Origin of the sequence: Blastopirellula retiformator (genome assembly GCF_007859755.1) — a bacterium.
Taxonomy (GTDB): Bacteria; Planctomycetota; Planctomycetia; order Pirellulales; family Pirellulaceae; genus Blastopirellula; species Blastopirellula retiformator.
This window is the reverse complement of sequence record NZ_SJPF01000003.1, coordinates 703,730-718,972: the sequence shown is the minus strand read 5'-3', so window position 1 is coordinate 718,972 and position 15,243 is coordinate 703,730. Positions and strand designations below refer to the sequence as shown.

Genomic DNA, 15,243 nt, shown 5'->3' with positions numbered 1-15,243 from the left:
ACCAGGGAGGATTGAAGGAAGAAAATGAGCGAGGAAGATCGCATTCGCGTATTGGTTGTCGACGACTCCGCATTGTATCGCAAGTTGGTTCGCGACATCCTTGCGCAGATTCCGCAGATCGAAGTGGTCGGCATCGCCGCCGACGGTCGCATTGCGCTTGAGAAGATCGAGTACTTTCAACCCGATCTGATCACGCTCGACGTCGAAATGCCGACAATCGACGGACTGGGCGTGCTGAAAGATCTGAAACGTTTCGCCAACCCGCCTGGCGTGATCATGCTGAGCGCCTTTACCGGCGCCGGCGCCGAAGCCACCATGGCCGCTCTGCAGTTGGGAGCGTTTGACTTCGTTCTGAAGCCGGCCGGCGCTAGCGTCGAACAAAGTACGGCGATGCTGACCCAAACGTTAGGTGAAAAGGTGTCGACCTATTTGCGGCGGGTCGTTCATTCGCCGCGGCCGGTCCCCGCCGGCGCGACCGCCAAAGCGCCCGCTCCACCGGCGGATGAGCCCGCTATACCAATCCATCCCGCGTCGCTGGCGTCGTCACGCGACCTGAATTTCCCCCTACCGATCGAATCGGTCGCCATCGGGATCTCGACCGGCGGCCCGCCTGCGTTAACTTCGCAGTTGCCGAACCTGCCGGCCGATTTTCCGGTCCCCGTGTTCGTCGTCCAGCATATGCCGCCGCTGTTCACCAAGTCGCTGGCCGAAGATCTCAATCGTCGTTGCAAGTTAGACGTGGTCGAAGCGAGCAACGGCATGGAGGTTGGTCCCGGTACGATCTATATCGCCCCCGGCGGCCATCAGATGAAAGTCATCCGTAAGGGAGTGAAGACTCACATCAACGTCAACGAGGATCCGCACGAACGAAACTGCCGACCTTCGGTCGACTATCTGTTTCGCTCGATCTCGCGGGTCTACGGCGGGTCGACGCTGGGGGTCATCATGACCGGCATGGGAGACGACGGCACCATCGGTTGCCAATTGCTCAAGCGTCTGGGCGCCAACATTATCGCTCAAAATGAAGAAAGCTCGGTCGTCTACGGCATGCCCCGCAGCATTGTCGAAGCGAATCTAGTCGATTTGATATGTCCACTTAATGACGTTGGACGGGAAATCGTCAATTGCGTCAAACGGAGTAGGGGATAGGGAAATATGACGCCTCAAGACATCGACGCCGTCTGCGGCCTGGTCTACGACCTGTGCGGGATTGCGCTCGACAATTCGAAGGATTACCTGATCGAGAGTCGGCTGGCCGAACTCATGAAACGAGAAGGTTGCGCCAACTACGTCGAATTCGCGCAGCACGCTCGCAGTTCGCTGGGAGATTTGAAGAAGGAAGTCATCAACGCGATCACGACTCGCGAAACGCTCTTCTTTCGCGATAAATCGCCGTTTGAAGCGCTGATGCACAAAGCGGCTCCGGAACTGGTCGACGAAAAATCGAAACACGCCTACGATCGCCGCATCCGCATCTGGTCGGCCGCCTGCAGCACCGGACAAGAGCCGTACAGCATCGCGATGACGCTGATGGAAACGTTGCCCGACTATCGCAACTGGAACATCTCGATCCTGGCGACCGACATCTCGGACGACGCAATCGAGCGGGCCAGCCGCGGGTTTTATCCGCCGCTGGAAACGTCGCGCGGACTCGAACCGCGCTACCTGGGCAAGTACTTCTCGCCGCAAGACGGCGGGCACCGGATCAAAGACGAAGTTCGCGCGCTCGTCTCGTTCGAGAAAGTGAACCTGCTGCAGAGCTTCGCGCATCTCGGTCGCTTCGACATCATCTTCTGCCGCAACGCGATCATTTACTTCAATCCCGAAGACCGCAAGCGAACGTACCTGAACCTGGCGAATCAGCTGACCGACAATGGCTACTTCTTTGTCGGTTCGTCTGAATCGCTGATGGACCTGGGACCACGCTTCCAACCGCAACACCACTGCCGCTCGGTCTTCTACCAACCGAACCGCCAGCTCCCCGACTTCATCCTGGCGAACAAAGTAGCCGCGACGAAGCCCACGGCCAGCGCCTTCTAACTATTTGTCTTCCGCCGTGTGCCACTGCTGGCTCGTCCAGCAGCGGCACACGTTTTTGGAACGCGACCAATTTCTCCCTGCTAGCAGTTTCGCTCTTTGGCCACTGGCCCAATCGGCGTAAAATCGACGCACTCTCACGATCATCCAAGGAAGGATTTCGTCATGCGCGTCGCCTCACTCATTAGCTCGGTCTTCCTCTTCACGCTGCTGTTCGCCACCACCATGGCTCAGGAGCCGCTCCTCTCGCCACCGTCTGGGGGAGAGCAACCCACGGCCGAAGACCTGAGCGAGATCGCCAAAATCCGCGCGGCGCTGGGGCCCGAGTTCCGCGTTGCGTCGCAGGCGTTCGCCGCCGATTTGCCGGCCAGCGAAATTGCCGAACCGAAAACGCCGGCCGCGATCGACGCAAGTTCTCCGGCGAGCAGCATTTACGAGCAAACGACCAAGCCCTCCGTCGAACGGGCGATTCGCCTGGCGAAACAGGCCGAACATGACCTCAGGATCCTCGCCTCCGATCCCTCCGTCTCCCAGTATTCCACCGAAGAACTCGAGCGTCTGACCGCAGCGGCCGAAAAATGCCGGAAGCTAGCGGAAGAGCTGGAGAGCCTGACCCTGGAAGCACGGACCGGTCGATCGACGCAACGCAAGTAATTCCCCGAATTTACGAATTTCGCTGCCGACAGTCGCAACCGGCCGGCATTGTTCGTATCCTCGTCTGGCGCTATAATCCGGAATTCGTAACTATTTATGATCGTTCCCTTTGTGACGATTTTAGCGTCTTGCGAGCAATCTACGGCATGTCGGGCTACAACATCACTCACTTGCGTCAGTTGGAAGCGGAGAGCATTCACATCATTCGTGAAGTCGCCGCCGAGTTCGAAAATCCGGTCATGCTCTATTCGATCGGCAAAGACTCGTCGGTGATGGTGCAACTGGCGCTCAAGGCGTTCTATCCCGCCAAGCCCCCGTTCCCGCTGATGCACGTCGACACGACCTGGAAATTCAAAGAGATGATCGAGTTCCGCGAGTCGTACGCTCGCGAGGAACTCGGCCTCGACCTGATCGTCCACATCAACGAAGAAGGTCGCCAGGTCGGGATCGACCCGTTTGAAGACAGCGTCAAACATACCGACCTGATGAAGACCGCCTCGCTGAAGCAGGCGCTCGACAAGTACAAGTTTGACGCGGCGTTCGGCGGCGCTCGCCGCGACGAAGAAAAGTCGCGGGCCAAAGAGCGGGTCTTCTCGTTCCGCGACAAAAACCACCGCTGGGACCCCAAGAACCAACGTCCCGAGCTCTGGAACCTCTACAACACCAAGGTCAACAAAGGGGAAAGCATCCGCGTTTTCCCGCTGTCGAACTGGACCGAACTCGACGTCTGGCAATACATCCATCTCGAGCAGATCCCGATCGTCCCCCTTTACTACTCGGCCAAGCGGCCGGTCGTCTGGCGGAACGACATGTGGATCATGATCGACGACGACCGCTTTGTGCTGCAGCCAGGCGAAAAGATCGAAGAGAAGATGGTCCGCTTCCGCACGCTCGGTTGTTATCCGCTGACCGGCGCCGTCGAATCGGAAGCGACCACGCTGCCCGACATCATCCAAGAGATGTTGCTGACCACGACGTCGGAACGTCAGGGGCGCGCGATCGACAAGGATCAAGGCGCCTCGATGGAAAAGAAGAAGATCGAAGGTTACTTCTAACGCGGCTCGGCGCTTGCCGCGCCAAACCGCGATTCTCCCTGCAAAACGCTTGATTTTCCCGAGAAAACTCGGGGTTCGACGACTAGCCCAACGCAAATACCCATGTCGCACCAATCCGATCTGATCGCCACCGACATCAACGCCTATCTCGCCCAGCACGAGCGGAAAGAATTGCTCCGCTTCATCACGTGCGGCAGCGTCGACGACGGCAAAAGCACCCTGATCGGCAAACTGCTGATCGAGGCCAAAGCGACCTACGAAGATCAGCTGGCCGCCATCGAACGCGACTCGGTCGTCCATGGCACGGTTAGCGGCGAGTTGGACCCGGCCCTTTTGATGGACGGGCTCAAAGAAGAGCGCGAACAAGGGATCACGATCGACGTTGCGTATCGGTATTTCTCGACCGCCAAGCGTAAGTTCATCATCGCCGACACCCCCGGTCACGAACAATACACCCGCAACATGGCGACCGGCGCTTCGACCGCCGACCTGGCGATCATCTTGATCGACGCCCGCCATGGCGTGATGACGCAAACCAAACGGCACAGCTTCATCACGTCGCTGCTCGGCATCAAGCACATCGTCGTCGCGATCAACAAGATGGACCTGGTCGACTACAGCCAGGAAGTGTTCGAGCAGATCAAGTCGGACTATGTCGAGTTCGCCGCGAAGATGGCGGCCGACGACGTCCACTTCATTCCGCTGTCGGCCTTGATGGGAGACAACCTCGTCGCTCCCAGCGAAAAGATGCCGTGGTACGAGGGGAGCACGCTGATGCACCTCTTAGAGAACGTCTACATCGGCTCGGACCGCAACCTGCAGGACTTCCGCTTTCCGGTGCAGTTGGTCAATCGCCCTCACTTGGACTTCCGCGGCTTCTGCGGCACGGTCGCCTCCGGCGCCATTCGCCCCGGCGAAGAAGTAATGTCGCTGCCGTCGAAAAAGACGAGCCGCGTCAAGTCGATCGTCACGATGGATGGCGAAATCGAAGAAGCTTGCCCGCCGCTGTCGGTCACGATCACGCTGGAAGACGAAATCGACGTCAGCCGCGGCAACATGCTGGTTCGCCCCGGCAATCAGCCGCTGGTCGACGACCGCTTTGATGCGATGGTCGTCTGGATGGATGACGATCCGATGGTTCCCGGCAAAGAATACCTGGTCAAGCATACCGCGATCACCACGCCTGGCACGATTTCGACGCTGCGGTACCAGATCGACGTCAACACGCTGCATCGCCAAGACGCCCCAACCTTGCGATTGAACGAAATCGGCCGCTGCGAAGTTCGCCTAAACCGCCCGATCGCGTTTGATCCGTACCCGAAAAACCGGACTACCGGCGCCTTCATCGTGATCGACCGGATCACCAACCGCACCGTCGCCGCCGGCATGATCATCGATCGCCAAGAGAAGAAGGTCGCCCATTGGGATGACGAGCCTTCGCTGTCGCCGACCGGCGAAGGCATCCAGAGCGTCACTTCGAAGCAGCGTGAGGCCCGCTTCGGCCAAAAGCCGACCACCTTGCTGCTGACCGGTCTGACCGGCGCCGGCAAGACGACGATCGCCTACGCCTTGGAGCGCCGCCTGTTTGACGAAGGCCGCGCCTGCGTTGTGCTCGATGGGCAGAACCTCCGCAGCGGCGTCAGCAAAGACCTCGGCTTCACCGCCGAAGAACGTTCCGAAAACCTCCGCCGCGGCAGCGAAATCGCCAGCCTGATGAATAGCGCCGGTTTGATCTGCATCTGCGCCTTCACCGCTCCGAACGAAGACGTTCGCCAGAAAGCGGCCGAAGTGGTTGGCGCCGAACAATTCCTGGTCGTTCACCTGACCGCCCCGATCGAAGTCTGCCGCCAACGCGACGACGGCGGGCTCTACGAGAAAGCGGACTCCGGCGAAATCGCCAACTTCCCCGGCGTCAGCTACGAGTTCGAAGCTCCCGCCAATCCCGACCTGGTCCTGCCAACCGACCAGCTGGAAGTCACCGAATCGGTCGACCAGATCATCGCCCTACTGAAAGATCGCAAGATCATCTAAGACGGCTAGCAGTCCGTTGATTTTCTCAACGGGCTGCTGGATCGCAGGGATGCGATCCCAAAATAGCGACGTAAGTCGTTATTTTGCAAGCCGCGAAGAGCGATGCTCTGAGCCTGGCGAGGTTGGAAAATGCCACGAGGGCATTTTTCAACAGGCAGCTAGAGAAACAGCTTCAACGACAAAGGGGGTTAGCCCAGATTGCTCCGCTATCTGGGCCGACGAAGTCGGCAGGAAGCATCACCCCGCGGCTGGAATAACTCCGGCCGTTTTTCTTGCGCCGCGCCAACGAAGTACCCAACCGCCGCCAATCTTCTCACCGCGGGCAGATGCTTCCTGGCGACGCTGTCGCCCCCGAAAGCAGAGCTTTCGCGGCTAACCATGATCCCGGCGTGCCCCTCTTCTCTACCCCTTCACTTCACTTCCGGCAACTTCGCCACCACGACAATGCCGATCGTCGACACCCCGGCGATCATCACCATCACCAGCGGCTGCGGTTGGGTGATCGCCAGCGTGGCGGTAACGCAGATGCCGACCAGCAGCATCGCCTTGATCTTCACATGGCGGCGGACGCCCCGGTGCTCGTTCCAGTCGCGCAAGATCGGCCCGACCAGGCGGTTGCGTAAGATTCGCTCGTTCAGCCAGGGAGAACTGCGGGCCGCGAAGTAGCTTGCCAACAACAGAAACGGAGTACACGGCAACACCGGCAAGATCGCCCCCAACACGCCCAAAGTCAGAAACAACACCGCCGACGCCACAAAGATTACGCGCCGCAGTCCATGCACCTTTTCCGGCGGCCGCGGCGGCGTCGAGAGCGGAGCAGCCGCGTGAATCCTCAGTCGCCGTTTGGTCGTCGTCTTGATGGTCGCCATCCACAATCCTCCCCAAGGGCCGCTCTCTATTTGCAACTCTACCCCAGCAACATCAGAAAGCGGCCTAGTCAGCCTATCGACCATCTGGGGGAAAACCTACACGTTTGGGTGAAACGAAACAATTGCTAGCATTATTCCGATTCGACGCCCCCAGAAAACGCTCCCTTCCGGCGAGGGGGTTTGTTAAGCTGGGGGCTCGATATCGCTGCTATACTCCTCAGGAACGCCCATGCTCGGAATCATCGTCGGAATCGCCACCTTTTTGTTGGGCCTGAAAGGCTTCACGCAATCAGGTCTTCCGCTGACGCGAGAGAAAACATCACCGGCGTGACCGCCAAGGTAATTGGGGTCATTTGCTGCCTGCTGGGGGTGCTTTTCGTCGTGGAAGCGACGTTCGGCTTCCTCTTTTTCGCTTTCGGGAGCCAACGCTAATCCACCCTTTACTTTCACCCAGACGATCAGGCCCATGCTCGCAATCTTGCTCGGCGTTCTCTTCTTCTCGATCGGCTTCCGCGCGTTCACCAAAGCGGGACTACCGCTCGCCCCCGGCCTGCAGCTGAAAGGGATCGGCGCCAAAATCCTCGGCCTCTGCTGCTGCCTACTCGGCTGCGTAATCGTGGGATTCGTCTTTTACGCAAACCTGATGATGGCGCAGACGTCGACCCAGCTGATTGAGGATTGCAGAACCGCTAAAAGGGCAACCGCCCAACTCGGCTTTCACGCAAACTTCATCGAAAACGCCCGCCGTGATCGACTCTCGCGATCAATCGTCACGACTTTCCTTTTGCCTAGCCCTTCCATCGCGGAAAACCCCACGTAAATCTTACGTAACAGGCAGGAATTCTGGGTGGTTTACGGCGTCTCGCGACTTGTTGCGGCCCTCCTTTGTTCGGTAGAATGAGGCTTCGTTTTCCAGCGCCATTCCCCTCCTAAAGGGAACGGCTGTCGTACACGCGGCAGTTGCCATCGGCGGATTGGGCGGCATCTCGCACGGAATAAAACATGGCGCTCTTGAACTGGGTCCGGGGACGCGTTTTCAACCTGGTCCATCAAAATAACCTCGTTTACAACACCTGCTGGGAAGACCCGCGACTCGATCGCGTGGCCCTCGATCTCGAGCCGCACCACAACGTGATGGTCATCACGTCGGCTGGCTGCAACGCGCTCGATTACGCTCTGGCAGGCGCCAATCACGTTTACGCGGTCGACATGAACCCGCGTCAAAACGCCCTGCTCGACCTCAAAAAGGCGGCGATTCGCGAACTGGAGTACGAAGACTTCTTCGCCATGTTCGGCACCGGCCGCCTGACCAATTTCCGGCAGGTCTACGAACATAAGCTGCGGCAGGCGCTGCCCGAATGGTCGCAGTCGTACTGGAATCGCAAGATCCGCTACTTCCGCCCCCGCAAGAACCGCAGCTTCTACTTCCGCGGCACCAGCGGCTCGTTCGCTCGCGCGATGAACATCTACGTCGACCGGGTGCTGCGTCTCCGCCCGCTGGTCCTTGAGCTGCTCGACGCCAAGTCGATCGACGAACAAAAGGAACTGTACGAACAAATCCACACCCGCCTCTGGACCAAGTCGCTGAAGTTCGCCATGAGCCGCGACACCACCTGGTCGCTGGTCGGTGTGCCCCGCGCTCAGCGTGAATATCTCGAACAGCACTACGAAAACGGGATCGTCGATTTCGTCCAAGAGAACATGCGGGCAGTCTTCGCCGAACTGCCGATCCACGACAACTACTTCTGGCGGGTCTACGTCACCGGCGAATACACGCAATCCTGCTGCCCCGAGTACCTGAAGCCTGAGAACTTCCAGCGGCTCAAAGACGACGTCATCCATCGCGTCAGCACGCACACCGATTCGGTCGAGCACTTCCTCCGCAAGCATGACGGCACGCCGATTCATCGCCTGGTGTTGCTCGATCACATGGACTGGCTCACCGGTTCGCTCTATCCGTACCTCGTCTCCGAATGGCAGGCGATCCTGGATACCTCCCGGGAACATGGCGCCCGGGTCCTGTGGCGCAGCGGCGGCATGGATACCCAATTCGTCAACGAAGTGCCGGTCGTCGTCGATGGCCAAAAACGGCAAGTTGGCGAGATGCTGCAGTACAACGACGAAGTCGCCGACCAGCTGCACCCGAAAGATCGCGTCCACACCTACGGCGCCTTCCGCATCGCCGACCTGGCCGCCTAACAGTCCGTTGATTTTCTCAACGGGCTGCTGGATCGCGGGGATGCGATCCCAAAATAGCGACGTAAGTCGTTATTTTGCGAGCCGCGAAGAGTTATGCTCTGAGCCTGGCGAGGTCGAAAAATGCCACGAGGGCATTTTTCAACAGACAGCTAAGTATTGGGCCGCCTAACGTGTGCTACTGCTGGCTTGCCCAGCAGTGCGAAGCGAGTACCAGGTCCCCACTGCTGGACAAGCCAGCAGTGCCACCCAGTAACAACGTAGATTCGACCGAGCCGCCATGGGCATCGCCTCCGACCTCAAAGTTCTCTATCACCTGGCGGTCAAACCGGTCCGCGGCGACAGCCACGCCGAACGGCTCGAAAGCTTCTACGGCGGCCAGGCCGAAGCGTACGACGACTTTCGCAAACGCCTGTTGCAAGGTCGCGAAGAGATGTACGGCGCCCTCGAGCTGCCCAAGGATGGCGTCTGGGTCGATATGGGTGGCGGAACCGGATCAAACCTGGAATACCGCGGCGACGCCATCCCGGCAATGAAGAGCGTCTATGTGGTTGATCTCGCCGGCAGCCTGTTGCAGGTCTGCGACGAGCGGATCAAAGCCCGCGGCTGGGACGGAGTCGCCAAGACGGTCGAAGCCGACGCCACCAAGTTCACACCGGAAGAAGGCCAAGCCGACGTCGTCACCTTCTCCTACTCGCTGACGATGATCCCCGACTGGTTCGCCGCGATCGACAACGCCCTGCGAATCCTGAAGCCGGGCGGCCTGATCGGCGTCGTCGACTTCTACGTCAGCCGCAAGTACCCGCACGAAGGCCGCACCAAACACGGCTGGTTCAATCGCAACTTCTGGCCCGTCTGGTTCAGCTCCGACAACGTCCACCCCTCGGCCGACCACCTGCCCTATCTCCAGCGCCAGTTCGACACGGTCAAGCTCGAAGAACGCCGCGCCAAAGTCCCCTACCTCCCACTAGTCCGCACCCCGTACTACTACTTCGTCGGCCGCAAACCCGCGTAAGCAAATTAGGGCAGAAAGCGGCCAAAACCACCTCCGGCGTAGGGTCCGCTGTGCGGACCAACTTCCCACCGGGTGCCACTGGCCTTCAGCCAGTGCTCTTTATGATCGAAGTGACGCGGTTGAAGTACGGAGCTGGATATCGATTCACGGAAGACACTGGCTGAAGGCCAGTGGCACCCAGCGGCTCGACCCAGCCTACCCAGGGCCTACGAAGCGTCAAAAAAGGCTTGCAAAACTGCCTGGTATTTCGTACACTACACCCCTCAACGTTGCGGGCGTCTGATCAATCGCCCGGAACGCCAAAATTCTTCGCGCCCTGCATGGCGGCAAGGCGAATTTTCCAAGCACGCAGGTCGCTGATGGCCCTCCCTGCGCGCTGAGCGAACCAACTTCCCACCGGGCGCCACTGGCCGTCAGCCAGTGCTCTTCATGATCGAAGTGACGCGGTCGAAGTACGGAACTGGATACGGATTCACGGAAGACACTGGCTGAAGGCCAGTGGCACCCAGATTTTGTTTTCACAAACCAAGGGAAATCTCATGCGCCGAGCCCGAATTCAAAAGTTCCAAGCCCGGATGCGTCAGCTGCGGAAAGACCGCCGGGAGCAGCAAGAGGTCGAACAGATCACCGCCGAAATCGCGAAAGTGCAAAAAGAGATTGACGCACGGAGGGGAGTCGATTTTTTCACCGCCGATCAAGGTATCGTTCGCCTCGACGTTGGCGGCGGTGATGAGGCGAAAGAGACGCATCGCACGCTCTCGACTGCCGAAATGCTCGCCGAGAAAAAGCCGCAGGAGTGGCTCTTCCCGAATTTGCTCACCAAGAACGAACCGGCCGTGATCGTTGGGCCGAGCAAGACATTAAAGAGTTCGCTGGCGGTCGATCTCTGCGCGGCGCTCGCGACCGGCGGCAAGTTTTTGGGAGAGTTCGCCGCCGAGAAAGTGTTCCGCGTCGGTTTCGTCGGCGCCGACAACAAGCAGTCGCAACTCACCGACTTGGCGGTCCGGTGGAGCGCTGCCCGCGAGGAAAACCCGTCGCTCGACAACCTGCAGTGGTTCATGGCGGTCGAGGAGCCGGCAGCTCCGGAGCACCTCGAGAGCTTGCGAGAGTGGATCGAGAAGTTTCAGCTCGAAGTCGTCGTGATCGATCCGCTGCGTCTTGGCTCCACCAACAAACGCAAGCAGGCCGAAGGTATTGCTGCGCTCGTCGCATGCATTTCGAAAGCTGGCGCCACGCCGGTTCTCTGCGTGCAGACTCGCAAAGAAATGAAGCCCGGCAAGCTGGACGCGTCGATCTTGGCGGGCAGTCTCGACTTCGCCCAGCAGTGGTTATTGGTGAATCGCCGCGAAGCGTTTGAGTCGGGTAGCGGAAAGCACAAACTCTGGCTGTCGATCGGCGGCTACGCCGGGCAAGGTGGCGAGTGGGGCGTTGATATCGACGAAGGTTGTCTTTCCGACCAGGGCGGCCGCCGCTGGAATGTTTCCTTGCGCGAAGCGACCGAAATCGAAGCCGCCGCGAAGCGGCAGAAAGAAGACGTGAAATTCGAAAAGCTGGAATCCCAACTTCGCCGCGTCCTAATCGATGCTGGTGAAAACGGCCTCTGCAAATACAACATCCGCAGCAACAGCGGCATGAGCGGCAGCAAGTTCGGCCCGACCTGGGACCGGATGATGACGGCCGGGAAGATCGTCGAGATGCCGAAAGACCCCCATTCAACGCTCAAGCGATATACGTTGCCGCCGGAGAACGAAAAAAATGAAACGGAGCGGTCCAGTCGTAGGGTCCGCTGTGCGGACCACGAACCTGCTCAACAAGCATGAGCAACGGGCGCCAAATGACCGAGCCAGCAGGCTCTTGGTCCGCACAGCGGACCCTACGGGGATGGGGGCTCGAAAAAAACGTGCGCGGCGGTCCGGTCCGATCGACGTCGGCGAGCAAAAAAAAATGCAAACCATCGGTCCAGTCCATCGCAGAATGCGAACCGACATTCCGCGCCATGGTTAGATCGCCCCGGTGGGGCTGATGAAGATGCGGGCTGTTTGCCAATTCGGAAATTTTGGAACGTGGCGGTCCGGTTGGGGTTGTTTGCCAAACGGGCGTTGGGGCAGGCTCTTGGTCCGCACAGCGGACCCTACGGGGATGGGGGCTCAAAAAAAACGTGCACTGCGGTCCAGTCCCGATCGACGTCGGCCAGCAAAAAAATGCAAACCATCGGTCCAGTCCATCGCAGGATACGAACCGACAAACGGCGCCGCTAATAGATCGCCCCGATGGCGCTGATGAAGATGCGGGCGGTGTTTGGCAATTCGGAAATTTTGGAACGTGGCGGTCCGGTTGGGGTTGTTTGCCAAATGACCGATGTGGCAGGTTCTTGGTCCGCACAGCGGACCCTACGGGGATGGGGGATCAAAAAACGTGCGGGCTGTGGTCCGGTTTGTTGGCTTGCGGGCGGATTCGATAACGTCCTAAATATTGCGCACATTTGAAAGCCAGCCCTGGCTCTGGTATGGATTTGATTAGCAACATCAACCACCACCAGAACCAAGGACTGACCATGACGAATTTACCAGAAGAACGGACCAGCGAAGAGATCCGGGATGAGATTAAGATTGACGGCGACGCGGTGCGGGGGCATCTTGATGAGCTGGTCCGCTCAACCGTCGAGGAGACGTTGAATCAGATGCTCGACGCCGAAGCGGATCAGGTTTGCAAGGCGAAGCGGTACCAGCGTTCGCCCGACCGCGTCGACTCGCGAGCCGGGTCGTATTCGCGGAAGCTGCAGACGAAGGCGGGCGAAGTCTCGCTGAAGGTTCCGCGGCTGCGGAGCTTGCCGTTGGAAACGCAGATTACCGAACGCTACAAGCGGCGGGAATCGAGCGTCGAAGAGGCGCTCGTCGAGATGTACCTGGCAGGCGTGTCAGTGCGCCGCGTCGAAGACATCACCGAGGCTTTGTGGGGCACGCGAGTCAGCTCAAGCACCGTCAGCGAACTGAATCAGAAGATTTACGAGCGGATCGAAGCGTGGCGAAATCGGCCGCTGGAAGGCGAACATCCGTACGTGATGCTCGACGGCATCTGGCTGAAGCGCAGCTGGGGCGGCGAGGTGAAGAACGTGGCGATCTTAGTGGCGGTCGGCGTCGGCGCTGATGGTCATCGCGAGATTTTAGGGGTCGCGGAAGGGCTGAAGGAGGATACCGAAAGCTGGCGAACCTTTCTGCGGTACTTGAAAGAACGGGGACTGAAAGGGGTGCGGCTGATCACGAGCGACAAGTGCCTCGGCCTGGTCGAAGCGCTGGGAGAATTCTTCCCCGACGCCGCCTGGCAGCGGTGCATCGTCCACTTCTATCGCAACGTGCTGAAAGACGTACCGCGAGCGAAGTCAGGCGACGTCGCGGCGATGCTGAAGGCGGTTCACGCCCAAGAGGATCGCACGGCGGCGGAAGCGAAGGCGGAGCTGGTAATCGAGAAGCTGATCTCGCTCCGGCTGGGCGCCGCAGCAAAATGCTTCCGCGACGGCTACCAGGAAACGCTGGCGTACATGGCGTTCCCGCGAGAACACTGGACGCGGCTGCGGAGCAGCAACATGCTGGAGCGGATCATGAAAGAGATCCGGCGACGAACACGAGTCGTGGGAGCGTTCCCGGACGGCCAAAGCGCCCTGATGCTGGTAGCAGCCCGGCTGCGCCACATCGCCGGCACGCACTGGGGCACAAGGCGCTACCTCGACATGGACCGCCTGCACGAACTGGAGAAGAGGGAAGACGGCAAAGTTTAAAAAATTGTTTTTGCCGCGCGCGGCAAAAACAATTTTCCAGAGCCAGGCTGAAAATCAAATGTGCGCAACTTGACGGACGGTACCGCGGATTCCCTCGGCTTGCGCACTCGGGTTAGTGTCTGGTGTCAGGCCGCATTCCCTCGCTGGCGCGTCGGGCTACTATTCCGCCTACTGCGGGGCGCCGGTTAGGATCTCGACGCCATCGCTCGTTAGGGCCAGCGTGTGTTCGAAGTGGGCGCTGAGAGAGCCGTCGCAGGTGACGACCGTCCAGTGGTCTTTGGTGATCTTCGCTTCCCGTTTGCCGGCGTTGACCATCGGTTCGACCGCCAGGACCAAACCGGTTCGCAACGGGAAGTCGCCATCTTTGGCGAACCGTTTCGAGTAGTAGTTCGGCACTTGCGGCGCTTCGTGCATTTCGCGGCCGATGCCGTGGCCGACGAATTCGGTCACAACCGAGAAGTCGGCCGCTTCGACATACTCCTGCATCTCGCGAGCAACTTCGCTCCAGCGGCTCTTTTTCGGCAGCTGCTCGATCGCGATCTGCAGAGCGCCGGAGGTGACTTCGAGCAGTTTGGCGGCGACCGGCGAGATCGTGCCGACGGCGTGGGTCACCGCAGCGTCGCCGCACCAACCGCCGACCTTGCAGCCGGTATCGAGACTGACGATGTCCCCTTCGACCAGTTGGCGATCGCCGGGGATGCCGTGCACCACTTCCTCGTTGACCGAGACGCAGGTCACCGCGGGAAAGGGGGTCTTGCCGGGGTAGCCTTTGAAGAGCGAGAGGGCGTCATGCTGGGCGAAGACGTTTTCGATCGCGGCGTCGATTTCGCGGGTGGTGGCGCAGGGCTTGACCAAGACGGCGGCCGCCTGGTGAGCTTCCCAGACGACGAGGCCCGCTTTTCGCATGAGGCCAATTTCGCGCGACGATTTTAGAGTGATAGGAGGCATGACTTAGATCAAGTGAAGCGCTGTTCCAGTTAGACGCCGTTCCAACTAGGCCCAGATCCAATTAGACGCTGTCGCCCTTTTGTTTGGCGACGTCGTCGATGATCGCCTTGATGCGATCGAATACTTCGGTTGGCGTTCCCATGCCGTCGACGTGCCGCAGGATTCCCTTTTCCTGGTAGTAGTCCAGTAGCGGCGAGGTTCGCTCTTGATAGATCCGCATTCGTTTGCGAATCGTATCCGGCGTGTCGTCGACGCGACCTTCCTTCACCGAGCGATCAAGCAAGCGGCGGAATAGCTCTTCCTGGTTAACGTCCAGGGTGAGCACCAGGTCGAGGTCTTTGTTCTGCTGGTGAAGATATTCGTCAAGCGCCTTGGCTTGGCCGATCGTGCGAGGGAAGCCGTCGAGCAGACATCCGCGTTGACAATCGGCACGATCAAGACGCTCGCCGACGATCTGCACGACGATCGGATCGGGGACCAATTGGCCGTGATCCATGTGCAGCGAGGCGAGCTTGCCCAGCTCCGTCCCCTGCTTCTTCGCGTCCCGCAGCATGTCCCCAGTGGCGACGTGAGGAATGCTCAGATGCTCGACCAGGTTTTGAGACTGGGTGCCTTTGCCGACGCCAGGAGGTCCAATGAAAATTAACCGCATTATTGCATCAT

General features: G+C 59.5%; 14 protein-coding genes. 10 read left to right on the top strand and 4 right to left on the bottom strand.

The window, feature by feature from the left end:
* The first annotated feature begins 24 nt into the window (after nucleotides 1–24).
* The 5 genes from Enr8_RS14750 (at nucleotide 25) to cysN (ending at nucleotide 5,777) form a co-directional block, all read left to right on the top strand.
* Nucleotides 25–1,149: a protein-glutamate methylesterase/protein-glutamine glutaminase gene (locus Enr8_RS14750; protein ID WP_146432812.1), complete on the top strand. Its 1,125-nt coding sequence runs from the start codon at nucleotides 25–27 to the stop codon at nucleotides 1,147–1,149.
* Nucleotides 1,150–1,155: 6 nt separating this feature from the next.
* Nucleotides 1,156–2,040, top strand: coding sequence for a CheR family methyltransferase (locus Enr8_RS14745; RefSeq protein WP_146432810.1), 885 nt, complete (start codon nucleotides 1,156–1,158; stop codon nucleotides 2,038–2,040).
* 162 nt (nucleotides 2,041–2,202) lie between these two features.
* Nucleotides 2,203–2,691: a hypothetical protein gene (locus tag Enr8_RS14740; protein ID WP_146432808.1), complete on the top strand. Its 489-nt coding sequence runs from the start codon at nucleotides 2,203–2,205 to the stop codon at nucleotides 2,689–2,691.
* A gap of 146 nt (nucleotides 2,692–2,837) precedes the next feature.
* Nucleotides 2,838–3,746: a sulfate adenylyltransferase subunit CysD gene (gene cysD, locus Enr8_RS14735; RefSeq protein ID WP_146433367.1), complete on the top strand. Its 909-nt coding sequence runs from the start codon at nucleotides 2,838–2,840 to the stop codon at nucleotides 3,744–3,746.
* A 102-nt stretch (nucleotides 3,747–3,848) separates the two neighbouring features.
* Nucleotides 3,849–5,777 (top strand): sulfate adenylyltransferase subunit CysN, encoded by a 1,929-nt coding sequence (gene cysN, locus Enr8_RS14730; RefSeq protein WP_146432806.1) that lies wholly within the window; start codon nucleotides 3,849–3,851, stop codon nucleotides 5,775–5,777.
* 410 nt (nucleotides 5,778–6,187) lie between these two features.
* Here the strand turns inward: cysN and Enr8_RS14725 are convergent, their stop codons facing one another.
* Complete coding sequence (locus Enr8_RS14725) at nucleotides 6,188–6,646, bottom strand: YbaN family protein (RefSeq protein WP_186767665.1); 459 nt, start codon at nucleotides 6,644–6,646, stop codon at nucleotides 6,188–6,190.
* Nucleotides 6,647–6,829: 183 nt separating this feature from the next.
* Complete coding sequence (locus Enr8_RS14720) at nucleotides 6,830–7,114, bottom strand: hypothetical protein (protein WP_146432802.1); 285 nt, start codon at nucleotides 7,112–7,114, stop codon at nucleotides 6,830–6,832.
* Here Enr8_RS14720 and Enr8_RS14715 point away from each other — a divergent pair.
* The 5 genes from Enr8_RS14715 to Enr8_RS14695 all read left to right on the top strand — a co-directional run bounded on the left by Enr8_RS14715 (nucleotide 7,113) and on the right by Enr8_RS14695 (nucleotide 13,632).
* Nucleotides 7,113–7,466, top strand: a complete 354-nt coding sequence (locus Enr8_RS14715; RefSeq protein ID WP_146432800.1) for a hypothetical protein — start codon at nucleotides 7,113–7,115, stop codon at nucleotides 7,464–7,466. The two genes, Enr8_RS14720 and Enr8_RS14715, sit on opposite strands and share 2 nt — an antisense overlap.
* A 182-nt stretch (nucleotides 7,467–7,648) precedes the next feature.
* Nucleotides 7,649–8,845 carry a DUF3419 family protein gene (locus Enr8_RS14710; protein ID WP_146432798.1) on the top strand — a complete coding sequence of 399 codons (1,197 nt, stop codon included), beginning with the start codon at nucleotides 7,649–7,651 and terminating at the stop codon, nucleotides 8,843–8,845.
* 277 nt (nucleotides 8,846–9,122) lie between these two features.
* Nucleotides 9,123–9,857 carry a class I SAM-dependent methyltransferase gene (locus Enr8_RS14705; RefSeq protein ID WP_146432796.1) on the top strand — a complete coding sequence of 245 codons (735 nt, stop codon included), beginning with the start codon at nucleotides 9,123–9,125 and terminating at the stop codon, nucleotides 9,855–9,857.
* Between the two features lie 539 nt (nucleotides 9,858–10,396).
* Nucleotides 10,397–11,677, top strand: coding sequence for an AAA family ATPase (locus Enr8_RS14700; protein WP_246120087.1), 1,281 nt, complete (start codon nucleotides 10,397–10,399; stop codon nucleotides 11,675–11,677).
* A gap of 734 nt (nucleotides 11,678–12,411) precedes the next feature.
* The gene (locus tag Enr8_RS14695) at nucleotides 12,412–13,632 is read left to right on the top strand and encodes an IS256 family transposase (RefSeq protein ID WP_146432794.1); all 1,221 of its coding nucleotides are present in this window, start codon (nucleotides 12,412–12,414) and stop codon (nucleotides 13,630–13,632) included.
* A gap of 168 nt (nucleotides 13,633–13,800) precedes the next feature.
* On the opposite strand, the gene map is transcribed toward Enr8_RS14695, so the two are convergent.
* Both map and Enr8_RS14685 read right to left on the bottom strand, forming a co-directional pair.
* Entirely contained in the window at nucleotides 13,801–14,580 is a 780-nt protein-coding gene (map, locus tag Enr8_RS14690; protein ID WP_146432792.1) for a type I methionyl aminopeptidase, read from the bottom strand.
* Nucleotides 14,581–14,641: 61 nt separating this feature from the next.
* Nucleotides 14,642–15,232, bottom strand: coding sequence for an adenylate kinase (locus Enr8_RS14685; protein WP_186767664.1), 591 nt, complete (start codon nucleotides 15,230–15,232; stop codon nucleotides 14,642–14,644).
* Nucleotides 15,233–15,243: the final 11 nt, after the last annotated feature.